The organism is Bradyrhizobium sp. AZCC 1610 (assembly GCF_036924515.1).
In the GTDB taxonomy this organism is placed as follows: domain Bacteria; phylum Pseudomonadota; class Alphaproteobacteria; order Rhizobiales; family Xanthobacteraceae; genus Bradyrhizobium.
Genome location: NZ_JAZHRR010000001.1, coordinates 4655248 through 4679911, shown reverse-complemented (window position 1 = coordinate 4679911; position 24664 = coordinate 4655248). Strand labels below are relative to the sequence as shown.

Annotated in this window: 24 protein-coding genes and 2 pseudogenes; 13 read left to right on the top strand and 13 right to left on the bottom strand. The window is 60.7% G+C overall.

Annotated elements, in window-relative coordinates; genetic code table 11:
• Nucleotides 1-21 precede the first annotated feature (21 nt).
• The 4 genes from V1279_RS23175 to V1279_RS23160 are packed head-to-tail and all read left to right on the top strand — an operon-like array spanning nt 22 to nt 2787.
• Nucleotides 22-1053 (top strand): DUF3618 domain-containing protein, encoded by a 1032-nt coding sequence (locus tag V1279_RS23175; protein WP_334440574.1) that lies wholly within the window; start codon nt 22-24, stop codon nt 1051-1053.
• An 8-nt stretch (nt 1054-1061) separates the two neighbouring features.
• Nucleotides 1062-1661, top strand: coding sequence for a hypothetical protein (locus V1279_RS23170; protein WP_334440573.1), 600 nt, complete (start codon nt 1062-1064; stop codon nt 1659-1661).
• Complete coding sequence (locus V1279_RS23165) at nt 1658-2053, top strand: phage holin family protein (protein ID WP_334440572.1); 396 nt, start codon at nt 1658-1660, stop codon at nt 2051-2053. The genes V1279_RS23170 and V1279_RS23165 overlap by 4 nt, the downstream gene beginning before the upstream one ends.
• Nucleotides 2050-2787: a hypothetical protein gene (locus V1279_RS23160; protein ID WP_334440571.1), complete on the top strand. Its 738-nt coding sequence runs from the start codon at nt 2050-2052 to the stop codon at nt 2785-2787. The genes V1279_RS23165 and V1279_RS23160 overlap by 4 nt, the downstream gene beginning before the upstream one ends.
• Before the next feature lie 114 nt (nt 2788-2901).
• On the opposite strand, the gene V1279_RS23155 is transcribed toward V1279_RS23160, so the two are convergent.
• Complete coding sequence (locus V1279_RS23155; protein ID WP_108522332.1) at nt 2902-3408, bottom strand: YciE/YciF ferroxidase family protein; 507 nt, start codon at nt 3406-3408, stop codon at nt 2902-2904.
• 907 nt (nt 3409-4315) lie between these two features.
• Here V1279_RS23155 and V1279_RS23150 point away from each other — a divergent pair.
• Nucleotides 4316-6718, top strand: coding sequence for an AI-2E family transporter (locus V1279_RS23150; RefSeq protein ID WP_334440570.1), 2403 nt, complete (start codon nt 4316-4318; stop codon nt 6716-6718).
• Between the two features lie 768 nt (nt 6719-7486).
• On the top strand, nt 7487-8395 hold the full coding sequence (locus V1279_RS23145) for a transglutaminase-like domain-containing protein (protein WP_334440568.1): 909 nt from the start codon (nt 7487-7489) through the stop codon (nt 8393-8395).
• Between the two features lie 637 nt (nt 8396-9032).
• Here V1279_RS23145 and V1279_RS23140 read toward each other — a convergent pair.
• Nucleotides 9033-9413 carry a hypothetical protein gene (locus V1279_RS23140; protein ID WP_334440567.1) on the bottom strand — a complete coding sequence of 127 codons (381 nt, stop codon included), beginning with the start codon at nt 9411-9413 and terminating at the stop codon, nt 9033-9035.
• 410 nt (nt 9414-9823) lie between these two features.
• Nucleotides 9824-9997, bottom strand: a pseudogene (locus V1279_RS23135) (ATP dependent DNA ligase); the annotation flags it as partial.
• A 208-nt stretch (nt 9998-10205) separates the two neighbouring features.
• On the opposite strand from V1279_RS23135, the gene V1279_RS23130 reads away from it, so the two are divergent.
• The 4 genes from V1279_RS23130 (at nt 10206) to V1279_RS23115 (ending at nt 13773) form a co-directional block, all read left to right on the top strand.
• The gene (locus tag V1279_RS23130) at nt 10206-10952 is read left to right on the top strand and encodes a sulfite exporter TauE/SafE family protein (protein WP_334440566.1); all 747 of its coding nucleotides are present in this window, start codon (nt 10206-10208) and stop codon (nt 10950-10952) included.
• Nucleotides 10953-11058: 106 nt separating this feature from the next.
• Complete coding sequence (locus V1279_RS23125) at nt 11059-11877, top strand: sulfurtransferase/chromate resistance protein (protein ID WP_334440564.1); 819 nt, start codon at nt 11059-11061, stop codon at nt 11875-11877.
• A gap of 11 nt (nt 11878-11888) precedes the next feature.
• Nucleotides 11889-13280 carry a chromate efflux transporter gene (gene chrA / locus V1279_RS23120; protein ID WP_334440562.1) on the top strand — a complete coding sequence of 464 codons (1392 nt, stop codon included), beginning with the start codon at nt 11889-11891 and terminating at the stop codon, nt 13278-13280.
• Nucleotides 13281-13512: 232 nt separating this feature from the next.
• Entirely contained in the window at nt 13513-13773 is a 261-nt protein-coding gene (locus tag V1279_RS23115) for a DUF1127 domain-containing protein (protein WP_334440561.1), read from the top strand.
• A gap of 165 nt (nt 13774-13938) precedes the next feature.
• Here V1279_RS23115 and V1279_RS23110 read toward each other — a convergent pair whose 3' ends face one another.
• Nucleotides 13939-14283 (bottom strand): DUF6614 family protein, encoded by a 345-nt coding sequence (locus tag V1279_RS23110; RefSeq protein ID WP_334440560.1) that lies wholly within the window; start codon nt 14281-14283, stop codon nt 13939-13941.
• 259 nt (nt 14284-14542) lie between these two features.
• Between V1279_RS23110 and V1279_RS23105 the strand changes: the two genes are divergently transcribed.
• Nucleotides 14543-14887: a YciI family protein gene (locus V1279_RS23105; RefSeq protein ID WP_334440557.1), complete on the top strand. Its 345-nt coding sequence runs from the start codon at nt 14543-14545 to the stop codon at nt 14885-14887.
• 302 nt (nt 14888-15189) lie between these two features.
• On the opposite strand, the gene V1279_RS23100 is transcribed toward V1279_RS23105, so the two are convergent.
• The gene (locus V1279_RS23100) at nt 15190-15996 is read right to left on the bottom strand and encodes an alpha/beta fold hydrolase (RefSeq protein ID WP_334440555.1); all 807 of its coding nucleotides are present in this window, start codon (nt 15994-15996) and stop codon (nt 15190-15192) included.
• Between the two features lie 733 nt (nt 15997-16729).
• Between V1279_RS23100 and V1279_RS23095 the strand changes: the two genes are divergently transcribed.
• A complete protein-coding gene (locus V1279_RS23095) occupies nt 16730-16936 on the top strand; it encodes a hypothetical protein (protein WP_334440551.1) in 207 nt (68 codons plus the stop codon).
• A 179-nt stretch (nt 16937-17115) separates the two neighbouring features.
• Here V1279_RS23095 and V1279_RS23090 read toward each other — a convergent pair whose 3' ends face one another.
• The 5 genes from V1279_RS23090 to amrS form a co-directional block, all read right to left on the bottom strand.
• Nucleotides 17116-17547, bottom strand: coding sequence for an adenylate/guanylate cyclase domain-containing protein (locus tag V1279_RS23090; RefSeq protein ID WP_334440549.1), 432 nt, complete (start codon nt 17545-17547; stop codon nt 17116-17118).
• A 122-nt stretch (nt 17548-17669) separates the two neighbouring features.
• A complete protein-coding gene (locus V1279_RS23085; protein WP_334440546.1) occupies nt 17670-18212 on the bottom strand; it encodes an alpha/beta fold hydrolase in 543 nt (180 codons plus the stop codon).
• A gap of 260 nt (nt 18213-18472) precedes the next feature.
• Complete coding sequence (locus V1279_RS23080) at nt 18473-19231, bottom strand: C13 family peptidase (RefSeq protein WP_334446543.1); 759 nt, start codon at nt 19229-19231, stop codon at nt 18473-18475.
• Nucleotides 19232-19236: 5 nt separating this feature from the next.
• Nucleotides 19237-19593: an Mth938-like domain-containing protein gene (locus V1279_RS23075; protein WP_334440544.1), complete on the bottom strand. Its 357-nt coding sequence runs from the start codon at nt 19591-19593 to the stop codon at nt 19237-19239.
• A gap of 62 nt (nt 19594-19655) precedes the next feature.
• The gene (gene amrS, locus V1279_RS23070) at nt 19656-20756 is read right to left on the bottom strand and encodes an AmmeMemoRadiSam system radical SAM enzyme (protein ID WP_334440542.1); all 1101 of its coding nucleotides are present in this window, start codon (nt 20754-20756) and stop codon (nt 19656-19658) included.
• Between the two features lie 358 nt (nt 20757-21114).
• Here amrS and V1279_RS23065 point away from each other — a divergent pair.
• Nucleotides 21115-21544 (top strand): annotated as a pseudogene (locus V1279_RS23065) (SOS response-associated peptidase family protein); the annotation flags it as partial.
• Nucleotides 21545-21578: 34 nt separating this feature from the next.
• On the opposite strand, the gene V1279_RS23060 reads toward V1279_RS23065, so the two are convergent.
• From V1279_RS23060 to V1279_RS23050, 3 genes are all read right to left on the bottom strand, one after another.
• Nucleotides 21579-23642, bottom strand: a complete 2064-nt coding sequence (locus tag V1279_RS23060) for an ATP-dependent helicase (protein WP_334440540.1) — start codon at nt 23640-23642, stop codon at nt 21579-21581.
• Between the two features lie 64 nt (nt 23643-23706).
• The gene (locus tag V1279_RS23055) at nt 23707-24156 is read right to left on the bottom strand and encodes a hypothetical protein (protein WP_334440538.1); all 450 of its coding nucleotides are present in this window, start codon (nt 24154-24156) and stop codon (nt 23707-23709) included.
• A gap of 38 nt (nt 24157-24194) precedes the next feature.
• The gene (locus V1279_RS23050; RefSeq protein WP_442894800.1) at nt 24195-24563 is read right to left on the bottom strand and encodes a hypothetical protein; all 369 of its coding nucleotides are present in this window, start codon (nt 24561-24563) and stop codon (nt 24195-24197) included.
• Nucleotides 24564-24664: the final 101 nt, after the last annotated feature.

Genomic DNA, 24664 nt, shown 5'->3' with positions numbered 1-24664 from the left:
GAACGCACAGGCGGTGACGACATGACACGATCCGTGGAGGAGCTACGACGGGACTCCGAGCAAAGCCGCGCGCAGCTTGCGGCAACCGTCGACCGGCTGAGGGAGCAGATCGCCGACACCGCAGAAGACATCCGCTACAAGGTCTCGCCGGAAAACCTCAAGGCTGAGGTGAGCGGCTTCATCAGTCACAAGACCCACGGCTGGATGGATGCGCTGAAGCAACAAGCCATGGATAATCCGATGCAGGCAATCGCCGCGGGCACCGCGATCGCCGTGCCCGCGATGCGCCTGGCCCGCGGCTTCCCACTACCGCTCTTGATGATCGGTGCCGGCCTTGCCCTAAGTTCGAAGACCGTTCGCGATCGCGCCGCGGAAGCGGCAGCGCCGGGAATTGACAAGGCGAGGGAGGTTATCGACGAGACCGCGGAACGCGCCCAGTATCTGGGTGACGGTATGCGGAAAGCGATGTCCCACACTGAGCGTCAGGCAGCCGGCATGGCCGGTGAAGCTCGTGAAACCGCAGGCGGAATGGCAGATGCGGCGAGCGGAATGGCTGGTGACCTGAGGGATCGCGCGGCGCAGGCCGCCGATGCCGTCGCCGACAAGGTCAGGTCCGGCATGGATGCCGCTTCGGAGATAGCCAAGGAGAAGATGGAGCGCGTTCGCTCGACTGCGACGAACGCGGCGACGGCTGCTCCCGAGACTGCAAGCAAGGTGATCCGGGACAACGTCGCATTGATTGGCGGCCTCGGCGTGGCGATCGGCGCGATCCTTGCTGCTTCCCTTCCGAGCACCAGGGTCGAGGCGAGCGTGGCCGGTGAAGCGAGCGACCGCGTCAAGCGCGCCGCCGGCACGGCGGCTCAATCCGGATTTGAGGCGGCCAAGGACACGGTGCTGTCGGCGGCGGATGCCGCGGCAAGAAGCCTGTCCGAAGCCGACCTCGGCGGACACGCCAGCCGCATCACCGAAGGCGTGACCGAGAGACTCAAAGAGGTGGCCGACGACGTCGTGACAACGGCCTTCGATCCTTCCCGAAACCCGCCAGCCAAATAGAGGCCGCCATGAGCGATATGGATCTTAACACCCGCGATAAGAATTCTTCCCAGAACCAGAATACGGGCTCGTCCCAGAACCTGAAGGACCAGGTGGCGGATGCCGGCGCTGAGATCAAACAGCGCGCCGGTGATGTGCTGAGGGCGTCGACGGACACCGCACGCGACAAGGAGGCGGCCGATGCCGCCAAGGAGGCTGCAGCCGGAACTGCGGATCGTTTCCAGGATCAGGCGCGTGAACAACAGCGCTCGGGTGCCGATTTTGTCGGCCGCTTCGCCGGCAACATCAGGGATGCGGCGCGCGCATTCGAAAACGACGTGCCGTTCGCAGCCCGCGGCATCAATTCGGCGGCCGAATATGTCGACGAAACCGCCGACAAAATCCGCAACGGAAGCTTCCGCGATCTGGTCGATGGCGCGACGGATTTTGCCAAGCGGCAGCCTGCGGCCTTCTTGGGTCTGTCGGTGCTGACCGGTTTCGCCGCTGTCCGCTTCCTGAGGGCATCGGGAAGCGAGAGCTCTTCACGCCAGGGCTCTTCCTCATCGTCATCGTCCTACGAGCCGTCATCATCCTACAGCTCGGGATCCTACAAAGGTGAGGCGTCATGAGCACGAAAACCGATCTTCGGACGATCTCGCACCTTTTCGGCGACGCGCTTTCGCAATTCGCAAAACTGTTCCAGAACGAGGTTGATCTCGCCAAGGCCGAACTCGGCGAGAAGGTTCAGCAAATCGGTGGCGCCGTCGGCCTCATTGCGGCCGGTGCCGTCCTGGTTATTCCCGCGATCGTCATGGCGCTGTTTGCGCTTTCCGCGGCCTTGATCGCGGGCGGCTGGTCGCAGCCGGTCTCTTATCTGATCTCCGCGATTGTTGCCGCGGTGCTCGCAGGCATCTTGTTTGCGGTCGGTATGAATCGGCTCGACACACGTCATCTGGCGCCGCGAGAAACGTTGCGTCAGCTCGAAAAGGACAAGGACACCGTGAAGGGAATGGTGCGATGATCGGTTCACAAGGGAGTTTCATAGATGGTCTGGCCGCGGCTGCCCGGGAAAACCCGCTCGCCGCAGCCCTGATCGGAGGTGGCGCGCTGTGGCTGCTTATCGGCAGCGACAAGCTGAAGAACGCCGCCGGTTCGGTCACGTCAGCGGCCGCGCCGCTCGCCGATCTCGGCGCGCGTGCCCAAAGGTCGGCCGCCTCCAGCTGGGACGATACTTACGGTTCCATGCGGAATCGCGCCTCCCGAATGCAGGACGAAGCCTCGCGCGATATCAATGAAACGGTCCGCAACGCCAGAATGGCCACTTCCGATGCGATGTCCGGCGCGGCGGAAACGATGAGCGAGCGATTCGACGAAGGCGTGGCCGGCGCCCGGGAAATGTTTGACCGGGTGGGCCGGGCCTTGCCGAGGAAGGAAACTCTGAGGCAGGCGCAGTCCTCGCTGTCCGATCTCCTGGAAAGGCAACCGCTGGTGCTTGGTGCCGTAGGCCTTGCGATCGGCGCCACGGTGGCGGGCGCCCTGGCCAAGTCGGGTCTCGAAAAAGAGTGGGTCGGGGACTTGAGTGACAGCCTCAAGGCAGATCTGAAGGTGCGTGCCGGGGCCGTGTCGCAAAGCGTCCGAGAGGGGGCCGATACGCTCAAAGCCGAATTCGAAGATGCCGGCGCCGAATACGTCGATCGCGTCAAACAGGCGGGCCAGGATGCGATGGAGGCGGCCCGAGAGAAAGTAGGATCGTAAGAACACTCTGTTGTCGCCGCCTTTCGGAGGATGTTCAGCCCGGTCCGGTATTCGGTAGAATGGCCCCAGCGCAGTAGCGCTGGGGCCGTTTGTAGGTGGTATCGGGTCGCTTGGTTATGCGGCTTTCGCGGTCTCGGCGTGCTGGTTGACCTCGGATTCCGCGAGCTGACTCAGGGCACTGTCCGTTGCCTTCTCTTCCTTAAGGGTTGCATCGAGCAACTTCACTGCATCGGCGTAACCCAATTCGTTTGCCCAGGTCTTGAGGGTGCCATAACGCGAAATCTCGTAATGCTCGACGGCCTGTGCGGCAGCGAGCAGACCAGCGTCAAGGGCCGGCATACCCTTGTACTCGTCCATAACTTCCTTGCCTTCTTCGATGATTCCCACGATGGCATCGCAGGTCTTGCCCTTCGGCGTTTCGTCGATCGACGCGAATACCTGCTCCAACCGCTCGACCTGGCCGTCGGTTTCGGCCATGTGCTTTTCAAACGCAGCCTTAAGCTTCGGCGACTGCGCGGCTTTGGCCATTTTCGGCAGGGCGGACAGGATCTTCTTCTCGGCGAAGTAGATATCCTTCAGTGTATCAAGAAACAGATCTTTCAGTTCTTTCTCTCTAGCCATAGAACCCTCCAGGTTAATTGCTGGTACCAAACAAGATTGCCGTTGAGTTGTTCCTAGCCGAAACCGCTTTCCCTTGCGCAGATCAGACACTAAGTCGCCTGGGTTCAGAAGCGCAGCATTTCCGAACATGAAAAGTAGAGCGATCGTGATCAGGGCCGGGAGCATGAGCGATCCGAGACAGCCCAACCGGTCTATTCCCGCTCTGGACGGCGAAACCCTTCAGCTCGTAGCCCCAGATCTGCACGCGCGGGAGCGGCAGGAGGTACTGGAAGCCCAAAGAGAAATGTACGAAACCAAATATCTGGGAAGCGTTAGGGCATTCACCGGTTTGCGGGAAGTGTCGAGACACTAAGGGAGGCGGCGGGCAAACTTGCGCTCCGCTCGCTACTGAACGTCAATGATGCCATGGCATGCGGGGACGACCTCGAACATGGCTAGCCGGATCCACGATTAGTCGGGCTAGCGCTTGGAAAGCTGGGGATCTCAGCATAATCGGGGATGCTCCTTATGAACGTCAAGGCTGCGAGCGGAGCAGGCACCTGCAGCCGGCGAGCTTCTTACAGGTGGGTTTGCCAAGCAAGCGCGACTGGAGGCTGGCCGTTTCGGAATGAACACCCTATAAACAGACACCGTTACCGTGTCGGCATGTCTCAAAGGTGCCATGACGCTGCCGAGGGCACCGATGGTGGATCAAGACCGCTGGGACCTCGAAATTGACACCGCCTGAGTGACCGCTGATCAGCCTGCCGTTACCTAGGCGCGGATCATCTCGATCGCTTCCTCGCGGAACGTGTGCATGTCCGTCGTCTGTGAAGCCGACGATTTATTGCCCGTGCAAGCTCGCGACACGAATTGCATGAAGGGAACTTGCTGGGTCCGTTCGCGTTTTCGTGTGAGGCGCAGCACAATGCATAATTTGCCTACAGCCTCAGGGCTTCCATCATCAAGCCAGGTCCGCGCGGATGCGGTCACGTCTCGCGAACTGGATATTGTAAGAGTTGCGGCCGCCCTGGTGTCGGGCGCGGTCATCCTTGCTGGCCTGTATTTCGGCCGTGAAATACTCATACCACTCGCGATCGCGTTCCTGATCACATTCGCGCTGAACCCGCCCGTCACATGGCTTGCCCGGCTCGGCCTGCCCAGACTGCTCGCGACGAGCCTCGTCATGGTAACCGTCGGATGCGCCCTGGTTGGACTAGGCGTCATTCTCGGCGCACAGGTCCGTTCGATCGCTGTCGAATTGCCGGCCTATCAATCGACGATACTGACGAAGTTGGCGGATCTACGCCAGAATCTTAAGGCACCCGGATTGTTCGACGGCGTGCTGAAGACAGTCGAACGCGTACAGAAGGAGGTCGAGTCAAAGGACGACAAACCCGCGGAAGGCCCGGTGCCACAGCGTGTCGAAATCGTTCCCATGCCGCAAACGCCGTTCGAGCAGGCATTTGCCTGGCTTGTGCGGTCAGCGGAGCCGCTGGCTACGGCCGGCATCGTCTTGATCTTCGTCTTTCTGGCGCTGCTTGATATCGGCGACCTTCGCGACCGGTTTCTACGACTATTGGGTGGCAACTTCCATCGTTCGACCGATGCGATCCAGGAGGCTGGTGCGCGTATCAGCAGGTATCTTCTGATGCAGCTACTCGTAAACGTCAGTTACGGCGTGCCGCTCGCTGCCGGCCTCTGGATCATCGGCGTACCAGGCGCGCTTCTGTGGGGCGCCGTGGGCGCGGTCATGCGCTTCATCCCCTATGTCGGCCCACTGATTGCTGCGATCTTTCCAGTCTCGATCGCTTTTGCCGTCGACAGTGGCTGGAGCATGTTGCTATGGACCGTTGCGGTGATCGTCATCCTCGAGTTGATAAGCAACAACATTGTCGAGCCCCTGCTATATGGTTCGAGCACCGGCCTGTCGGCCATATCGCTGATCGCCGCGGCGATATTGTGGACAGCGCTTTGGGGTCCCGTGGGGCTGATCCTCTCCACCCCTCTCACGGTTTGTCTACTAGTCCTCGGGCGTAATCTGCCGCAGCTGCGCTTCCTCGACACTATGCTCGGTTCGACGCCTGCACTGGATGTACCCGCCCGCATCTATCAGCGACTGATTGCAGATGATGCCGACGAAGCTGTCGAGATCGCAAGCGCCGAAATCGAAGAGTCTTCGGTTATATCATTCTACGATGCAATCGGCATTGAGGTCCTTCGTCTGGCAAGCGAGGAGTATCTCCAGAACGCAAGCGCTGAGCACCGCCTGCGTCTGGCAAGCGGAATGGATACACTGCTCGACGATCTCAGAGATCAATACCCAGCCTCCCTGAGTCCGGAGGCAAAGCCAACGGTCCTGTGCATCGGAGGAAAATGGGAGATCGATGCCCTCGCCGGCGAGATGCTAGCCCACGCGCTTGGTTTCGAAGGGATCGCCGCAGCTTCCCAACCCGCTGCAAGCGTCAATGCCGACTATCTGGCTAAACTCGACCTGAAGGGCGCGGACATTGTCTGCCTCAGCTACTTTACGCCGAACCCAGCCATCCCCGCCCGCCACGCCTGCCGGCGTCTGCGAAGACGATGGCCGGATCTGCGCATCGTTCTAGCGCTATGGAGGGCGCCCCCGGAACTGTTGACCGACGAATCCCTCGCAGCGCTCAAAGCCGATGCTGTCGTGACTTCGGTCGAGGAGGCGGTCCGTCGTATTCACCGCATCGTCGACCCTGAAGAAGCCAAGGTGGTCCAACAAGCCCCCGTGCCTGACAACGACGCAGAGCGTGTCAACGCGCTGAAAGCGACCGGGGTCTTAGAGGGTGACAAACGTGAAGCGCTGGATGCTCTCGCCAAGCGTGCGGCCGACGTATTCAACACCAGCGTTGCCGTGATCACCACTATCGATAAGGACCGCGAATACTTCGTCGGACAAAGTGGAAAATTGCCGGATGCCATCACCGACGATACAGGTACGCTGCTGCCGATGGACCGCGAACATGCGATCTGCAACTACGTAGTAGCCAACGACGAGACGCTAGTGGTCTCGGATATCGAGCGCGACCCGCGCTTTGCCGATAACGAGACGATCGAGCAATGGAACGTGCGCTTCTACGCTGGGGCGCCGCTACGCGCAGCTGACGGTCTGATAATCGGAGCGCTATGCATTCTCGACTCCGAACCCCGCACCCTGGAAGGAGACGAAGTCGCATTGCTTGAAACGATGGCTGCTGATGTTGTAGCCACCATTACCACGAGTGATGCGGATGAAGAAGCGCCAGAGAAATCTGCACCTGCTACCTCATCGGCAGCGGTCGGGCAGGAGGTGCCTCAGTAAGCGCCAACTCCAGGGTTCAGGCGGACGCCGGCCACCGCAAGGTTGCACAAGCGAGTCGCATTTCTTCGCGCATCACTGACCAGATGACCTATGAGCGGCTTAGGGCGTGGGTCGAGGAACTTAGACAGAGGCTTGGACAACGTCTGGCCGCCCAGCGGACCAGGGAAGAGATTAGAGCGCGCCCACGAACTTTGGGACAGAACGGACGGCCAGCAGACCGCGACCTGGAGTTCTGGCTTCAAGCCGAGTCTGAAATACGGCCGAACGGCAAGTGTGAAGCTATCGCGCTAACCCCAAGATGTGTGCCTTGAACGTCCGGATCTGTCCATCCAATTGCCATAGCTCGACGTCGTGGCCCGTCAACAAGTTGCCTATCTCCGGCATCTGCGCCGCGCGTGGCAACAGTCAGCGAAATGGGCCATGTGCCGTGCCCCGAGGCCCGATTTTCAGCAGCTTTTGAACGATGTTCGGGGGCATGCTTCGTCGCGTAGGCGGCCGCGATAGCCGATTTACGAACGGCCGAAGAGGGTAAACGGGTGCGCAGCACCGGTCTTGAACTTCGGTTCTCCTCAGTAGGCGTACAGCAGCACTAAAATCTAGCGCCAACTCGGGTCAATGGCTATACGTCGGATCAGGCCAAGCGCGTTCTGCGTAGCGAAAGCGGAACGAGCCTCGCGAGTGTTTTACTGCTCGTCACCGCGTTCGCACTTGGAACACCTGATCATAATTCACGCCAGGGTGCCCTGGTTGGTTTGGCTTGAGGGCCGCATGAAACTCTTGATCAAGGCCGAACTCGTCTATGCTTTCGCGCAAGCAACGCAGGTTATCGCTATCATTGAGGCTTCACATACGAGCGATCAAAAAATCCTCTCGGAATCGCTCGACATTCAGCCACCGGCGCTATTGCTCTTCGACAAGACACCATACGGTGACCGGAGCATACGCGCCTCGTTCTCTGGCGAAGTGGCGATCCGTTATCAGGTCGTGGTGGAAAACAATCTTCGGCAGCTCCTGCCGCCGGCCGGTCACCAGCATCTATGGTCGGACCTTCCCACCGACGTGCTCCCGTTTCTCCTGCCCAGCCGCTTTTGCCCGTCGGACAAGTTCATGCGATTTGCGCAACGCGAGTTCGGCGGAGCCGGCGACGGCGTGGCGCGAGTTATGTCGATCTTGGATTGGATTCATCGCAACGTTGACTATGTGTCGGGCGTCAGCAACGCTGAGACGACCGCGGAGCGGACGTTTATAGACCGCGCGGGCGTCTGCGGCGATTTCGCGCATTTGGGCATCACGCTGGCTCGCGCACTCGGCATTCCGGCCCGCGCCGTCAGCGCGTATGCGCTTCAACTGGACCCGCCTGACTTCCACGCAGTCTTCGAAGTTTATCTCGAAAATAGTTGGTGGCTGATTGACGCGACGCAGCTTGCGCCGATTGAAGGGATTATCCGCATCGGCAGTGGCCGGGATGCGTCGGATATCGCATTTCTGACCTCGGACAAGCAGTGCCAGGTCTTGAGACAGACGATTGAGGTTTCGAAACCCCATCGGTTACTGGCTGAGCCATTGCTGCCGTATTCCCACGTCGGCATATTATCGGGACCCCCGAAGGGGATGGATTTTAAGTGCGGCCGTGCGCGGGCGACCGCCCCTGGCGCGGGCCTGTTTCTTTCCGTGTGAGTACGTGGCTCGCCATGCTCGGTCAGTGGCTCGCCGGCTTCTAAGTAATCCCCCCGGGCTCATCCCGGCGGGTTACTTTTTGCCAGCGTCGGCCGGAACGTCTCTGCCGGTCCGCGATTGTGTTAGCGGCGACGGAATCTTGCGAGGAGCGGGACAGTCCCGGCATCAGGCCATGCGGTGTAACGCCCGCGTGGCTATTGTCTTGGGGGGCGGTTGGGGTGCTCGCCAGCGCCTTTTGAGCCATCCCTTTAGCAGCGGCTACGGACGCCGTCCTTTAGCAGCGGCTACGGACGCCGTGATTTTGGCTAGGGTGCTTTCTCATCGGATCTTCGTCTTCTTCGCTGACTCAACCCAGGGTTAAATCGTACGTACGAGCACGACAGCATCTCTGGAGCGCTTGCTACCGAGCGGGCCGGCTCCTCCGCGCTTCTAATCACGCCGGGGCGCGACCAGGGAGTTGCAAAAAAAAGCCCGCCAGGCCGAGTCGTTGGCTAGCGCCAAACTGGACCCTAGCAATTTCGTGATCGACCTACCAAGCCTAGGCGAATAAGTCAGCGCTACCTTGCTGGGCCTTACAGCTAGCCACAAAAGCAGCGGGCCGATAGGCCCGCTGCACGTCAATTCGGACGGTCGACCTTTACTGTTTGCTGCGATCGACTTGCGTACCTGTGGGGTTCGGAGACGGCAGCGTCGGACGGTTGGTCGTCGCCGCGCCCGTGGTCGTGCCGGGCTCGGTGTTGGTCTTGCCCGAAGGCCCCGCAGGGTTGGCCGGCTGGGTCTGCTGCGCGGTCTCGCTGGGCGGCGTGGTGCCCGCCTGGTCCACGCTGTTGTTGCTCAGGCCGTAGAACACGACACCCAGCACAACTGCGATGGCGATGGCGTACATTGCGACCTTGGTGCCGCTGGCGGGACCTTCGGCGAGCTGGGGATCGGCTTGCAGCTCATTATCGCGACGCCGCATTTCCTCTTTACTACGGCCCGCACGATGGAGATCGTTTGGATTGGGTTGGTATGCCATGAATTCGTTCCTCCGGTAGCGCCCCGGCTAAGCGAACAGGACAATGGCCGCGCTCGCTGATGTTCCGCGCCAATGTTGCGACCACCGGCCACATAGCAGCGTCCACCTCTATTGAGCGGCCGCATTTGTAATCGGAACAATAGACCAAGACGCGACGAACCCGATTCGTGCATTTCGCTGAAGGTGATTTTTTGCGATCGTTTCACCACTCGTCCCCAGTGGCCCGACGTCGGGCTCAGGCGTACTCGTCTGTCTGAGTTACGGCCGGTCTCTTGTACCAGGGCCTCATTGACCTTGGCGCGGTCGCGCCGCGCTTCCGGCGGTAGCGACATGACGATGAATGTCGGCCAGGATCGTCAGACTGTCGAGCGGCTTGTTTGCCCATTCCTAGAACCGATCGAAATCATCCATCAAAGGTCCTCCCGTGGGCCTCTGAAGAAGGGATGGCGCACCTTGCCCTCACCCGATTTGGCTCGGTACTCGATTTCGGCAAGCAATTCCGGCTCGACCCAGATGCCCTTGTGCGCGATCCTTTTGGTGAAGGGCTGAGTCCTGCGGATCAGCGGCGTCAACCGCTTGCGCAGCGATTTGTTCGGCATGATCCATGTCTGCTATGCGCCGATAACGACCAAATTCCGCATCGCAGCGGACTGACGCGATGGGCCAAGATCAGACATCGAACCGTTGCCAAGCACGCAGACCGCCGTATAGATTATTGTTGGGGAAATCGCGGCCTCCCCGTGAAATGGCGATCCCATTCAAGCGCTGCTCGCTTTTTGTTGGGGCGAGCACATGGATGGATCATCCGCAGTCGAAATCGCGCTCTTTCTTCTCGCGACCTTTGGGGGCGCGCTGGTCGCCGGTCTCTCCGGCTTTGCCTTCGGGCTCGTCGCCTCCGCGATCTGGCTCTACATCCTCACGCCCCTTCAAACGGCCACGTTGATCATTGCGTTCGGGCTGATCGTGCAGGGCTACTCGGTCTGGAAGCTGCGCGGCGCGCTGGACTTGAAAAAACTCTGGCCCTTCGTTCTCGGTGCCGCGCTCGGCGTTCCCGTCGGCGTCAGCATTCTCACTTGGGCAAATCCTGTCCATGTGCGTATGGCCGTCGGGGCCTTCCTAGTGCTCTACAGCTTCTATGCGCTGTTGCGGCCTGCGATTCCGCGGGTCGATGCGGGTGGCGCCACGGCCGATGCCGGCATCGGCTTCCTCAATGGCGTGCTCGGCGGCATTACCGGGCTTGCCGGCATCCTGGTGACGATTTGGTGCGGCCTTCGCGGCTGGCCGAAGGACGTCCAACGCACGGTGTTTCAGCCGGTCGCGGTGGCGATCTTTGCCATGAGCGCATTCTGGATCGGCGCGAAGGGCGCGATCACGCCGGACACGATCAAGCTGTTCCTGATCGGCTTGCCGGCGCTGTTCGCCGGCACCTGGCTCGGCCTAAAGCTGTTCGGGCGGCTTGACGAGGCTTCGTTCCGGAAAGTCGTGCTGGTGCTGCTGCTCGCCTCGGGAATCGTGCTGGTGCTAGCTGATCCCCGTTGACAGCCGAAGCGTCAGGCAGTTAATTCGGCCCATGGGGATTTTGCGATCTCCCCACGAGGCGACATGCTCAAGTATCGCGTCCCGTTTCTTTTACGAGGGCGCAGCCATGTCATCCTACACCAGCATATCTCCAGACAAGCTTTCACGATTGATCGGCACGGCGCACATGCCTGCCCTGATCGACGTTCGTACCGACGAGGATTTCGCCGCCGACCAGCGGCTGATTCCCGGCGCGGTCAGGCGCAACCATAAGGACGCCGCCGGCTGGGGCGAAGAATTTTCCGGCCGCTCGGCCATTGTCGTCTGCCTGCGCGGCCAGAAACTCGCGCAGGGCACCGCCGCCTGGCTGCGGCATCTGCACGTATCGGCCGAGGCGCTGGAAGGCGGCTTCGAAGGCTGGAAGGCCGCCAAGCTGCCGCTGGTGCCGGCCGCAAAACTCCCCGCACGCGATGCGCAGGGCCGCACCGTCTGGGTCACGCGCGCGCGGCCGAAGATCGATCGCATCGCCTGCCCCTGGCTGATCCGCCGGTTCGTCGATCCGAACGCGGTATTTCTTTTCGTCGCGCCGCCGGAAGTGATCGCGGTTGGCGAGCGCTTCAACGCCGCGCCCTTCGACATCGAGAACGTGTTCTGGAGCCACCGCGGCGAACTCTGCACGTTCGACGTGATGATCGAGGAATTCGGTCTGGCGACACCACCTTTGCTGCGGCTGGCGACGATGGTACGTGGCGCCGACACCGGGCGGCTCGATCTGTCGCCGGAAGCGCCCGGGCTGCTCGCCGCCTCGCTCGGCCTGTCGCGCATGTTCGACGACGATCTCGAGCAGCTGGAAGCGGGCATGACGCTGTACGACGCGTTCTACCGCTGGTGCCGCGACGCGACTGGCGAGACCCACAACTGGCCGACCAACAAGGCGAAACCGTAATGGATGCCACCATGGGCAAGAGGACTGATCCCGGCGCAAGCCGGGAGATCGGTCACGGCATCAGTTTTGGTGAAGCCTTCCGGGTCTGGCTGCGGGTTGCCGTGCTGAGCTTCGGCGGCCCGGCCGGGCAGATCGCGGTCATGCACCGCATCCTGGTCAAGGAAAAGAACTGGATCTCGGAGGGCCGGTTTTTGCATGCGCTGAACTACTGCATGCTGCTGCCGGGGCCGGAGGCGCAGCAGCTTGCCACCTATATCGGCTGGCTGTTGCACCGGACCGCCGGCGGCATCATGGCCGGCGGCCTGTTCATCCTGCCCGGTATTATCGCCATCATGGGCCTGAGCTATATCTACGCGGCCTACGGCAATGTCGGCTTCGTCGAGGCGGTGTTCTTCGGATTGAAGGCCGCGGTGCTCACGATCGTGGTGCAGGCCGTCGTCCGCGTCGGCAAGCGCGCGCTGCGCAACCGGGTGATGATCGCGCTGGCGGCCATCGCCTTTGTCGCGATCTTCTTTTTTGACGTACCCTTCCCGATCATTATCATCGCGGCAGGCGTGATCGGCTATTTCGGCGCGCGCAGCGGACGGCCGGAATTCGCCGCGATCGAGCACGGTGGCGGAAACAAGAAAGCGGCGGCGATCGACAGCTTGCTCGGCGAGGAACTACCCGACCATGTCCGTCCCTCTGTTGGGCGCGCGCTCACCGTGAGTTCGGTGTGGATGTTGCTGTGGGTAGTACCGGTGGCGGCGCTGCTGATCGGGCTCGGCCAGGCCAACGTGTTCAGCCAAATCGCCCTGTTCTTCAGCAAGATGGCGATGGTGACGTTCGGCGGCGCCTATGCGGTGCTGGCCTATGTCGCCCAGCAGGCGGTCGAGCATTACCACTGGCTGCAGCCGCGCGAGATGCTGGACGGCCTCGGCATGGCCGAGACCACGCCGGGGCCGCTGATCATGGTGCTGCAGTTCGTCGGCTTCATGGCCGCCTATCGCGATCCCGGCACGCTGTCGCCGATGCTTGCCGCCACGCTCGGAGGATTGCTGGCGACCTGGGTCACCTTCATCCCCTGCTTCCTCTGGATCTTCCTCGGCGCGCCCTACATCGAGACACTACGTGGCAACAAGGGGTTGGCCGGCGCGCTGACCGCGATTACCGCCGCGGTGGTCGGCGTGATCCTCAATCTGTCGATCTGGTTCGCACTGCATACGCTGTTCCGGCAGACCACGCCGGTTCGCTCGTTCGGCCTGTCGTTCGACATGCCGGTGTGGGGAAGCCTCGATCTAGCGGCCTTCGTGCTGGCGGCGGCCGCGGCCACCGCCATCTTCCGCCTCAACATCGGCATGCTCTGGGTGCTGGCGGGGTCGTGCGCGGCCGGCGTGGCGCTGCGGTTTGTGGGTATGGCGTGAACGGTACACCGGCTCGGGCAAGCCCCTTAGGACACGAGTTGGTCGCAAGCCTGCAAGTTGCGTTGCGAACGTCAGCTATGGTGAACCGACATCGGGTCGGCTTGCGAGTTTCCGTGAAGGCTGACCCTTGCCAAAGCGTATGGGCATGATACAGAAAGCACTCGGGCCATTGACAACCGCCCGATGAGCTCCCGCAGCCAAGCGTTGTTTCGCTCCATTACGGAGGTGAAACATGTCTTGCGGCAGCACTACCTTAAATTCAACCAACAATCTCAAAGCAGCTTCACCCTTGTTTCCGAGCCTGAGAAGGTCTTGGAAAATTCCGCTTGCGTGGCTGGCCGGAATAGCACTGGGTTGGGAACGACGGTACCAGCGCAGGCAACTTCTCGAAAAACTTGATGACCATCTGCTCGCCGACATTGGCGTATCGAGGACTGCTGAAGAAGTGCGCAGGTCTCCCTTGTACCTAATAGCGTGGCGCGACAGCCGATGACAGTCTTTGCATTTGCAAGACCACAACCGCTTTCGTTTGTGCCGAGGTTCATGTCCGAGTTGGGTCATTCGCGCCGGTTTGACTGAGCACCTGCGACTTCCGTTCTACCCTGGTGAGCAGACATTCTCAGTATGGGCGGGCATGTCCCAAGAGGACATTGGTGCTCTATGCGATGCGCGTCTCTAAAAAGAAGTCTGCGTCGGGTTTGACCAATGAGTTCATAGCTACATGCAGCGAGTTTACTTGCTCGCCATGCTGTTTGACATATTCGTACGCGGCATGCTCCCGCTCCAGGTCGGTATAGACGAGTTCACCTCGATACGTGAAGGCCGGTAGCGTTTTGCCAAAGCCGTCCAGCGCCTCGCGGCGCATAACGCGATAGCCCGTGGCAAACCCCATATCTATGAAATGCTGGAAGAAGGCGTGCAATCTCGGCAAAAACTCTTTTTCACTCACGCCGTCCCGCAAAGCAAATACGCCACTGAAACTAACTAGCGAAATTTCCTGCATCTGGTGTCCCGAGTGTTTTCCTTGCCAACGGGAATTTTACAAGAGAATGCAATTATGTCGATCTGGGAGTTATCGACGATGTCCGAGTAGGGTCAAAGGCGCCATGCTGGCGGTCGGCCGTTCACTTCCGGTTTACTCCGATAAGCGGACGTATTCGGTGTCGGCTACCACTTCGCAAAAGTGCCATAAGCGGAATACGCCAAACACCAATGATATGGGTTAGTATGTTCTCCTTGGCCGCAGATAATAGGAAGGTCACATGACGCACTACATTATCTACTTCAACCAGCAATGGGTCGGTGATCACTCCGAAGAGTGGTTTCAGTCTCGCGGACCGTTGGCTAGGGCAGTCGTGGCCGAGATGAAGGAAGCGGGCGTGCTCATCTTCGCCGCGGGAGTAGATGAAGATCTGAGCAAGGCTTTTAGTGCTAATAACATCAGCGGCGAACTGCAGTTTATTGAAGGTCGGTATTCCAACGCCCCGGAGTATCTCGGTGGCTTCACGGTCGTTGATGTCTCCGAGCAAGAGTCGGCGAAGTTTTGGGCCGGCAAGCTCGCAATCGCTTGTGGCTGGCCGCAAGAGGTCCGGCCACTCCATGTGTGACAGCTGCAGGATGTGAGTCCGAACCTACGCTGAGGTCGATGGCTGAACGTCTCGCGTCGTTCATGATGACTGGCTTGGATCACAAGCGGCGGTAGAGGCGAGCATGGACCTGCGTCCGGTCTGCCCCTGCCAGCCGACATGACAAAGGCTTGTGCGGTGTTCGGCTTAGGGCCAGTAGGCGACATTCAGCCGGAAGCCACGAAGGTCGCGATCCGACCCTTCTGTGTCCTTCCTGCGGAGCAGTCCTACGGCGGCGGTGACCAAAAAGCGGACTGGCGAGGCACCGAGGCGTATTGTTTCCTTCAAGAAAGAACCTTGCGGAGGAAAGCAAGCATGACGCTGTTGAATTGCCTCGGCCTTTGCAGCGGCGCGAAATGGCTCACACCAGGCAGGATCTTCAATTCCGCTGTCGCGATACTCCGTGCAAGATATTCGGCATGTTCGGGCTTGATGAACTCGTCGTGCTCGCTCTGCACGATCGCAACAGGCACACGGATGTGGGCGAGCTCGCCTGCAGAATAATTCGGTTCGGTCTTCATCATCTGGCCGACAGCTTCAACCAATGCGTCGAACTGGTCCGGCGTGGCTGATAGCTGGGCATAGTCCTTGGCGTGCCGTCCGAAACACCGGTCGAGAACCGGGCTGGGCTCGATTTCTTTTGTGCCGCTGGGGTCCATGTTGCAGCCGAAGAAAAACACGCCTGCAACGTGTTCGGGGGCCTTCATGGCGAGGATCAAGGCGGTGCAGGCGCCATCGCTCCATCCGACGACGGCTGCCTTGTCCACTTGCAGCGCATTCATCACGGCCAGAACGTCGGACGCCATCAACTCATACGTGAAAGGCCGCGAATCGCGCGTGCTGCGGCCATGGCCGCGGCTATCGATCAGCACGGCGCGATAACCCGACGCGACCAGCGCCGGAACCTGATAGCCCCAGTTGCCGCTATGCCCAAGGCCGCCATGCAGCAAGATCACGGGAGCTCCCGACCCGTACGTCGCGTACCGGATTCGAGCACCGTCGTGTTCCACAAAGCCTTGATTGATCGCGGTGGGCAGGGGCGCAGCGCCATGCGCCTCGAAACATTTAAGGTCGTCGTCGTATGATCCCATTCGGATTTGACCCAAAGCTTAAGATAGGGAGACCTGCAACCGCCGCTGATATCACCCCGACAAACTGTTGACGGTCGATATAGCACCCGCGACCTGACTGAATCAAATGTCCGCTTCTAGGCGCTTTCTGCTCGTACTCGACGAACGACGCCATTCCACCATTGCCAATGTTCGATCCTTGCTATCGAATGTCCGCAACGGGTCTTGGCCGTGTAAAAACGCCCTTCCCGGGGAAGTCGATATCGGCGTTCGATCACGGCACGTCGCGAAGCGGCGAACTCATCCGCTCGCATGTATTTTGCTTTCACATGACCGTCTCGGGGCCATAGGCGCTTGAAGCGGACCGTCCGCGCTAAACGCGCGAGAGCCGCCGGGATGTCCCCAGCGGCTCGCGCGTTGCGTAGCGATGTGGTGCGACGCGCAGCGTCGCGTGGCGGAACGTTGCGATGCGCCAAAGCGCGCCGCGTTGCTTACCGTGATGTCGACAAGTCCTACGCGTCTCATCAACTACGCTAACATAGCTGGGCGCGAGGCGACTTCAAGACAGCGCTGCTGCCGTAGTCGCCATCTCTTTTGATTGCGCCGCAAAGCCGCGACCGTCGGAGGGGGATGTAACAAAACCTGTAACGGTCAGTTTTGGCGCTGACGACTACGGTGCTTGCACATGGTGCCGTTGAGCCATCGCACCTGCCAAAAGCGTGATATGCTTAGCGGAAAGCAGCGGGAAATCTAGATGTCAGAAGACGCCCTTATCGTCATAACAAGCGCCATCAAAACCGCTCTCATTGATCATCCCAGTTCTGGGCACGGCACGACGTGGGACCAAGTCACGAAAAGTGACGAAGAAAGCATTCATCTCGCCAAGGCTGTGCTGGTTGCTCTTCGCAAAGCCGGATATTCCGTTAACAAGGTTGAAGACGAGAATGCCCCGAACCCCTAAGGACGAGAGGCTCATGCCGACGCAATTGGGGATGCCATTTGCAGGTACCGGGTCTGCTTGCTCGTGCGTTGAATTGGTGTGCCGGTAAAGCAACCCTAGCGGCGAACATCGACGCATCCCGCGTCTGCTGTTGCGCGGTAAGCAGCCGTCCGCACTTCCGAGAAGTGCCGTGCACGGACTTATTGAGCGGCAGCGAATAAATCCCATTGGCCGGGAATGCCTTTGAGATCGAACGCGCCGCGTTCCGTAAATTGGAGTCCGGCGCCGGCGACAAGATCGGTTACAACGCGCGACACAAGAACCTCGTTCGCGCCGCATTGCGCCATGACGCGCGCGGCGGCGTGCACCGCGATCCCGCCGACATCCTGGCCCCGTACCTCGATTTCGCCGGTGTGAAGGCCAGCGCGTAGAGGGAGACCCATTTGCTGCGCGGCTGCGCCGAAGGCGAGCGCGCAGCGCACCGCGCGCCCCGGTCCGTCGAAAGTTGCGAGAATGCCGTCGCCTGTGCTTTTCACGAAATTTCCGCGATGCTTCTCGACCGTCTGTTTCGCCAGACGATCGTGACGATCGAGCAGTTCGTGCCAGCGGTGGTCTCCGACTTCCACCGCCATACGCGTGGAGCCGACGATGTCGGTGAAGAGAACGGTCGCCAGGACCCGATCCGTTTCCGAAACAGCGCCATCGCGATGTCCGGTGACGAATTCCTCAATGTCGCCGATCAGCCCCTCGCAAGCTACTTGCCCAATAGCGCCATTTCGCGCTCGTTTCCGTCGTGGGTACCGGTCACGCGCTTCATCGACAGGCCGGTGCCCCATGCTGCAACGGTGGCCGTGAAGAAGGCTTCGAACGCTTCGTCGGTCCTCAAGGAGTTAGCGTAACCGCCGAAAAGAATTAGATGCGATACCCGTTCGAGATAGGTCGCGGCGAACAATACGCTCATGGGGCTGCCCTCGGAGAACCCAAGCAAGACAGCCCGCTTCGAGCCGACCGCATCCATGACGGCGCGAACATCGTCCATTCGTTCTTCCAACGACGGCACACCGGACACGCGATCCGACAGGCCTTGTCCTCTCTTGTCGAAGGTTACAACGCGCGCGAACCCGGATAGCCGGTGCAAGAACGCCGTAAATCCGAGCAGTTCGTGGTGGAATTCGACTTGGGAAATCGAACCCGGCACGATGACGATGTCGAGCGAACCATGCCTTATCGTCTGATAGGCGATATTGATGTCGCCGCTTTGTGCGTAGCGCGTCTCGGGCATACCCAAGTCGGTCATGGGTCCCCCAATCTCCGCCCATATTACCCTGACGACCGATCTGGAACAATCATGCAACTGGGCTTCGTCGACGCGACACAAGGTCCGGGTCAGAAACGGACTTGCCGGGAATGGCGGCTATTAGCGCGCAAAGCGGACATCGGGCGCGATAGCGAATTCGGTCGAGTGCCATTGGCAGACATGCGGCGCGCTTCGGTTATTAGATCAATACGGACGCGGTTTTTGGCAGACAGTCGTCGGCCGCGAAGGCGGCCGGTCGCTCAAGGACGCGAAATGAGCAACGGCTGCACGTTTTCGCCGCCTGCCATTAGGGGATTCGACGGCTCGAAGCGCTCGCGCGCTTCTCGCTTTTTGACGAGCGAGCGCGCAACAACAAAGGCGTCCTTCAGGCTCTTGGCTTGCCGAAGTGCTATATTGAAAAAGGCGTTGCCGAAATAGGTCCATTTGGCTTTGTCCCGGCAGCCGAACGATGGATGGTCGGCATCGGCCGCGGTGATTACCAGCGTATCGGGGTTTGCGAGACGAGGGATAAAGATCCCGGAATAGCAGGCCGAGATAACCACCACCTTGTATCGCATGCCGGTGCGCGCCAGCATGTAGGCGAGATTAGACGGCGTGAGCGTTTGCGTAAGCCGCCCCGCTTTGACTGCAAGGCCGGCGCGGGAGCCGTGCGAGGTGAGAATCAAAAACAGAATGTCGTTGTTGGCGTCCATCCCGTTGGCCGCCGCTTGCAAGGACATGGCCAGGCCTTCGATCGTTGCACCTCCGCCTTTCTTCGAATTGTATTGCACGTTGATCGGGGCGCCCCCGAAACGGCCCGCTACGATCCGGGCTGCGCCGGTCGCCTCGCTTCTAAACACGCCTTGATCGCCGAAAAGGCCGAAGGACACCACGCTCACCTTGCGAGCATCCTCAACGGCGTGCACCGTCGAAACCGACGGCGCAACGGTCAAAACAAAAGCAATGAGCGGCGCGCCAATCCGGCTGATCCAACGTGCATACACAGCGTCACCAGGCATTTCTTTCAACAGGTCACGTGAAAGAGTCCGCTTCTCTTTGCGCGCGACCGGTTGAACATCCGGATTGCATCGGGTGTCGGCTTCAACACGACCTCGCAGCCCTTTCTTTCAAAATAGGCTTCAGCTTCCGGTGATAGGTGCACGTTGCCCATCTGACCCGAGCCAATGACGACCTGATCGCACCCCTTCTCGAAGAGAAACTTTGCCTCGTCTTTTGAAAGCACGTGCGAGGTACCATACAGCTTCTCTGATAGCTTCTTTTTCCGCTTCACAACTTCGCCGGAAAGACGAACGACCACGTCGTGCTGATACGTCTTTCCGTCAATCGTAATCGCGCCAAATATGGTGCTGTCAATCTTCATCGTGACCTCCTAATCACGCTCCCGCAGCAGGGAGGCGCCTCGGCGTCGGCAATCATTCTCATTCACGACCGTTCCAGTCTGCCGATCCGGATCGGGACGCGCCGCTGCCCCCAGTTGCCCGGGTGCGCCTCGAACAAGCCGGGGATTGCCGTGGAGCAAATACCGCAGCGGCCGTCCCCTGTGAGCCGCCAAGTGGTGATGTCATACCAATCTCGGCCGATGATCCGCTCACTGCAGCCCGGGCAGTACGTGCTTTGGCCCCTCTCGTCATGGACATTGCCGGTGTAGACGAAATGCAGCCCGACCTTGCGCGCGATATCGCGAGCCGTCGTCAGCGTGAAGGCCGGCGTACGGGGCAGATCCAGCATCTTGTAGTCAGGGTGGAAGGCGGTGAAATGCAAGGGCACGTCAGGTCCTAGTCTTGTCATCACCCACTCGCTAAGCTTTTTTACCTCCTCTGAGCTGTCATTGTGACCCGGGATCAGCAGCGTTGTGATTTCGAACCAGACCTTCGTCTTGTTCTTCAGATACTCGAGCGTCTCGAGCACGGCGCCAAGACGCCCCGTGCACATCCGCTTATAGAACGCCTCGGTGAACGCCTTGAGGTCGACATTGGCGGCGTCCATGAAGGTGTAAAACTCCTCCCGCGCCGCCGCGTCAACGTAGCCCGCTGTGACCGCCACGTTCTTGATCCCGCGCCGGCGCGCCACCTTTGCAACATCCACGGCATATTCCAGGAAGATGACGGGGTCATTGTAGGTGTAGGCGATGGAGCGCGAGCCCGTGGCAATCGCGGCCTCGACAATATCTTCCGGCGAGGCTGCGTCCTGGAGCCGGTCGAGTTCGCGCGCTTTGGAGATGTCCCAGTTCTGGCAGAATTTGCAGGTCAGGTTGCACCCGGCGGTGCCGAACGACAACACGGGAGTTCCGGGCAGATAGTGGTTCAGTGGCTTCTTCTCTATTGGATCGACACAGAACCCCGAGGAGCGGCCGTAGGTCGTGAGCACGATCCGATCATCTTGCCGGCCACGCACAAAGCACAGGCCGCGCTGGCCTTCGTTAAGCCTGCAATAGCGCGGGCAGACATCGCACTGGACACGCCCGTCTTCGAGCCGGTGCCAGTAGCGGCCAGGAACGCCTTCCAAATGCTCGGGTTCAGTCATGGAATTCGTCGTGTGGATCGCTGCGCAGACCTCAGTGTGTGGCCAACGGGCGTGACGGAGAGTTGCCACGATATCTAGCCGGGCCCGCCTAAGGGCACGAACGCCCGTGGACGTCGGCTCATCTTATTCCTGATGGGCGGAGATGGTAAGCCGAACCGTCGACAATCTCGGCCGTTGAGGTCCAAGGGTGCTCCCGCCGCTGCGGCATTGTTACTCCCTGCCAGTGGCGCAGGCCATCGTTCCTGGTGGCCTGGCGATGACGGCCTCCTGTTGATGCTGAGTCATTCAAGGATCATGAGGGGACAGGTTTGCTCTAAACGGAGCCGTTGCGAACCATGGGGGCTTCTCGAGCTCAGCGAAGCTTCAAGCCAAGGGCAAGCCGGTCGACTTCAAGGAACTGCTCCGAATGGAGCCTGACGGCGGAACGACAGTATCCGCACTGTAAAGAGCAAGCATTGGACGAGATGGCTCGGAACCAATAGCCGCTGCGTGGTGCCGTTCACGTCATTCAGCGAATTCAACAAAGCCGAGGGAGGCGATATCTGATTCGCCCTTGACGAGAGCCTACCCTGCTTCGCCGGCATCTGGACAAACTGGACGTCCGTGCGAAAGGTGAGACTATCAACGACCTATTCGCGTTCCTCACGACTGAGCCGAACTCGGAGGTCGGCGCCATCCATCCGAACGCAATGCCAGTAATCCTGACAACGCCGGCCGAAGTGGAGACCAGTCCCCTCACGACGCGAAACAGCGCGATGATGGCGGCCTGGTTGGTGGTGATCGAATAGAGATTGCACACGGTGGTTCCTTAGCATCCCCCGTCTATCGCCACATGCCGCGCATGCGGGATCCAATATCGAGCCTTGGTCCCTGGCCGGCGGTGCGTGCCGTGGCGCCGGCCGGCACGACTGGCCAAGCCGTCCGCTCGAACAGACCCAGCAGTTTTTCGGGAATGAAGCGCGTCCTGGAGGCATAGAGGTGACGATCTCCCTGTGCGTGCTGGCCGTGGACGAAGAAGCGCTGCGGCACGACCAGATGGAGGTCATCCTTTGCGCGGGTCATAGCCACATAGAGCAGGCGGCGTTCCTCCTCGATCTCGGCCGAGGTGCCGGCTCCAAGGTCGGAGGGCATGCAGCCGTCGACGACGTTGAGCAGATAGACCGACTTCCACTCCTGGCCCTTGGCGGAGTGGATCGTGGACAGGATGAGGTAGTCCTCGTCGAGCAGCGGCACGCCGGCCTGGTCGCTGGTCGCGTCGGGCGGATCCAGGGTGAGCTCGGTCAGGAAACGCTCGCGCGAAGGATATCCGGAGGCGATCTGCTCGAGCTGGATCAAGTCAGCCCGCCGCGTGTCAGCATCTTCGTGGATGCGCTCGAGATGTGGTTCGTACCAGAGGCGGGCACGCTCCAGGTCGACGGGCCATTCCGAATATCGGAGATTGCCCAAGGTCTCGACGAAGCCCTTCCAGTCGTCGCCAGCGCGCGGTGGCGTCGGTAAGCCCGCGAGCGCTGTGATGGGGTCGGCAGCCTCCGCCATGTGATCGAGCACGCGCTGCGCGGTTGCGGAGCCGATGCCAGGCAGCAGATGCAGCAGACGGAACCCCGCGACACGATCGCGCGGGTTTTCGACGAACCGCAGCAATGCCAGCAGGTCCTTGATATGCGCGGCATCGAGAAACTTCAGTCCGCCAAACTTCACGAACGGGATGTTCCGACGCGTCAGTTCGATTTCAAGCGGACCGCTGTGGCTGGACGTCCGGAACAGGACGGCCTGCTCTTTGAGGAGCGTGCCGGACTCGCGGTTCTCCAGGATGCGTTCGACGATGAAGCGGGCCTGGTCGGCCTCGTCGCGGACCGAGACGAGTTGGGGCTTCGCGGCGGAGGTGCGTTCGGTCCAGAGGTTCTTGGTGAAGCGTTCCTTGGCGAGACCGATTACGCCGTTGGCCGCGGCGAGGATCGTTTGCGTCGAGCGATAATTGCGATCGAGCGTGATAATGTTCGCGGGCGGCGAGAATTGGTCGGGAAAGTCGAGGATGTTACGTACGGTCGCGGCGCGGAACGAGTAGATCGATTGAGCGTCATCGCCGACGACCGTCAGACCACGGCCTCCGGGCTTGAGCGCCAGCAGGATCGAGGACTGCAGGCGGTTCGTGTCCTGATACTCGTCGACGAGAACGTGATCGAAGCGGCCGCCGATGTCGTCGGCCAGGCCGGCGTCGCCGACCATCTGCGCCCAATAGAGCAGGAGGTCGTCGTAGTCGAGTACGTTCTGCTTCTGCTTGGCCTCGACATAGGCCGCGAACAGTTCCTTGAGCTCCGTCGCCCACCCGGAGCACCATGGATACGACGTGCCGATTACCTGCTCGATCGGCATCTCGGCATTGACGCAGCGCGAGTAGATCGAGAGACACGTCCCTTTGGTCGGGAAGCGGCTTTCGGTCTTCGAGAAGCCCTTCTCATGCCTGACCAAGTTCATGAGGTCCGCGGAGTCTTCGCGGTCGTGGATCGTGAAGGCGGGGTCCAGGCCGATCTGTTCGGCGTATTCGCGCAGCAGCCGGGCGCCGATGCCGTGGTAGGTGCCGGCCCAAGTCAGCGCGTCCGTCATGACCCCGGCGTTGTTGCCCATCAAGTTGCGCGCGATGCGTTCGACCCGCTTGGTCATCTCGGACGCGGCGCGACGTGAAAACGTCATCAACAGGATCCGGCGGGGGTCGGCACCCTGGACGATCAGATGGGCGACCCGATGGGCGAGGGTGTTGGTCTTTCCGGACCCTGCTCCTGCGATGACCAGCAGCGGCGGCGCCGCCAATCCTCCCGCAGCGCCGTACTCGACGGCACGCCGCTGCTCCGGATTGAGAGTTTCGAGGTAGGCGGTTGCCGTCTGCACCTTGGGCGTCCGTTCATGGTCGGAATAAGCGACGGTCGATGATTCCTGCTGTGACCGCAACCTTCTAGACCTCCGCTCGGGGGTGGCGCGACTGCCAAGCAAGCTGGAGCAACGTCGCCGGCGGACGCCGCCCGGTCTCGGCGCACTTCCGGCACCGCAGCCGGCTCGCAAGATCGTGCACGAATGTCGTCGGCGGATGCTTAAGCGCCGCGAGATCGACGTCATTCGGAGTCATGCATCTGGCGCACTGGATCTCCAACCTTGGGAAGCCGCCGTTGACGGCCTGGTCAATGGTGGGCGACGGGTCGCCCGGCTCGTCATCGCTCCACATCCGCTCGTTCCAGCTTTCGCAGAGAAGCTTATCGGCCTGCTGGATCAGCGCAGCGCCCTTGGCACGCATCTCCGCTGACTGCGTAGCCAAAATGCCGGTCATCGCGCGTGCCTTGCCGAGCTCCTTCATCAGCCCCTTTCGATCGCCGCTCGAAAGGGGCGTGGGGTGGTGTTTCGGCGCCATCCGGACAAATCCAAACGCAGACCAAATCGGTGTGCAGGCTAGGTCATATCGAACCCCGGCCAGCACCCATCGTCCTTATGGCTACCGGTCCTTTGCCGGCAGGTATCGTCCAGGAGCCACTGCCCGACGTCTTTCCAGATCGCGTTACGGCCATAGAGGCGGACCGCATCTGCGGTCTGGATTTCCACGGTACGCTCGCAGCGGCGGCAGGAGACGCGCAGAAGGCGGCGGTGGATATCCGAAAGCCTTCGTTGCGATAGTCGAAGCCCATTCGTGCCGGCGCGAGGATCCTTGAGCACCGATTCCCAGTATTCGGCGGGGAGCGCCGCGTCCGGAGCCGGAGCGGGATTCGTTAATTTCCGGACCGCTTCCGCGGCCAGCTTTTCCATCTGTTTCGGGGTCGGCATGCGCCAGCTCGCGGGTCGGTCGGCCATTTTCTTGACTAGAACATAACGAGAACAAAGTCGAGTCCGCCCAGGTTGAAATTTGGGCTGGGTCAGCAGGCCGG

Bases quoted from the DNA above. Each gene is read 5' to 3' on its own strand.
- V1279_RS23175 (WP_334440574.1), top strand. From the start codon at position 22: ATGACACGATCCGTGGAGGAGCTACGACGGGACTCCGAGCAAAGCCGC.
- V1279_RS23170 (WP_334440573.1), top strand. From the start codon at position 1,062: ATGAGCGATATGGATCTTAACACCCGCGATAAGAATTCTTCCCAGAAC.
- V1279_RS23165 (WP_334440572.1), top strand. From the start codon at position 1,658: ATGAGCACGAAAACCGATCTTCGGACGATCTCGCACCTTTTCGGCGAC.
- V1279_RS23160 (WP_334440571.1), top strand. From the start codon at position 2,050: ATGATCGGTTCACAAGGGAGTTTCATAGATGGTCTGGCCGCGGCTGCC.
- V1279_RS23155 (WP_108522332.1), bottom strand. From the start codon at position 3,408: ATGGCTAGAGAGAAAGAACTGAAAGATCTGTTTCTTGATACACTGAAG.
- V1279_RS23150 (WP_334440570.1), top strand. From the start codon at position 4,316: ATGCATAATTTGCCTACAGCCTCAGGGCTTCCATCATCAAGCCAGGTC.
- V1279_RS23145 (WP_334440568.1), top strand. From the start codon at position 7,487: ATGAAACTCTTGATCAAGGCCGAACTCGTCTATGCTTTCGCGCAAGCA.
- V1279_RS23140 (WP_334440567.1), bottom strand. From the start codon at position 9,413: ATGGCATACCAACCCAATCCAAACGATCTCCATCGTGCGGGCCGTAGT.
- V1279_RS23130 (WP_334440566.1), top strand. From the start codon at position 10,206: ATGGATGGATCATCCGCAGTCGAAATCGCGCTCTTTCTTCTCGCGACC.
- V1279_RS23125 (WP_334440564.1), top strand. From the start codon at position 11,059: ATGTCATCCTACACCAGCATATCTCCAGACAAGCTTTCACGATTGATC.
- chrA (WP_334440562.1), top strand. From the start codon at position 11,889: ATGGGCAAGAGGACTGATCCCGGCGCAAGCCGGGAGATCGGTCACGGC.
- V1279_RS23115 (WP_334440561.1), top strand. From the start codon at position 13,513: ATGTCTTGCGGCAGCACTACCTTAAATTCAACCAACAATCTCAAAGCA.
- V1279_RS23110 (WP_334440560.1), bottom strand. From the start codon at position 14,283: ATGCAGGAAATTTCGCTAGTTAGTTTCAGTGGCGTATTTGCTTTGCGG.
- V1279_RS23105 (WP_334440557.1), top strand. From the start codon at position 14,543: ATGACGCACTACATTATCTACTTCAACCAGCAATGGGTCGGTGATCAC.
- V1279_RS23100 (WP_334440555.1), bottom strand. From the start codon at position 15,996: ATGGGATCATACGACGACGACCTTAAATGTTTCGAGGCGCATGGCGCT.
- V1279_RS23095 (WP_334440551.1), top strand. From the start codon at position 16,730: ATGTCAGAAGACGCCCTTATCGTCATAACAAGCGCCATCAAAACCGCT.
- V1279_RS23090 (WP_334440549.1), bottom strand. From the start codon at position 17,547: ATGGCGGTGGAAGTCGGAGACCACCGCTGGCACGAACTGCTCGATCGT.
- V1279_RS23085 (WP_334440546.1), bottom strand. From the start codon at position 18,212: ATGACCGACTTGGGTATGCCCGAGACGCGCTACGCACAAAGCGGCGAC.
- V1279_RS23080 (WP_334446543.1), bottom strand. From the start codon at position 19,231: ATGCCTGGTGACGCTGTGTATGCACGTTGGATCAGCCGGATTGGCGCG.
- V1279_RS23075 (WP_334440544.1), bottom strand. From the start codon at position 19,593: ATGAAGATTGACAGCACCATATTTGGCGCGATTACGATTGACGGAAAG.
- amrS (WP_334440542.1), bottom strand. From the start codon at position 20,756: ATGACTGAACCCGAGCATTTGGAAGGCGTTCCTGGCCGCTACTGGCAC.
- V1279_RS23055 (WP_334440538.1), bottom strand. From the start codon at position 24,156: ATGGCGCCGAAACACCACCCCACGCCCCTTTCGAGCGGCGATCGAAAG.
- V1279_RS23050 (WP_442894800.1), bottom strand. From the start codon at position 24,563: ATGCCGACCCCGAAACAGATGGAAAAGCTGGCCGCGGAAGCGGTCCGG.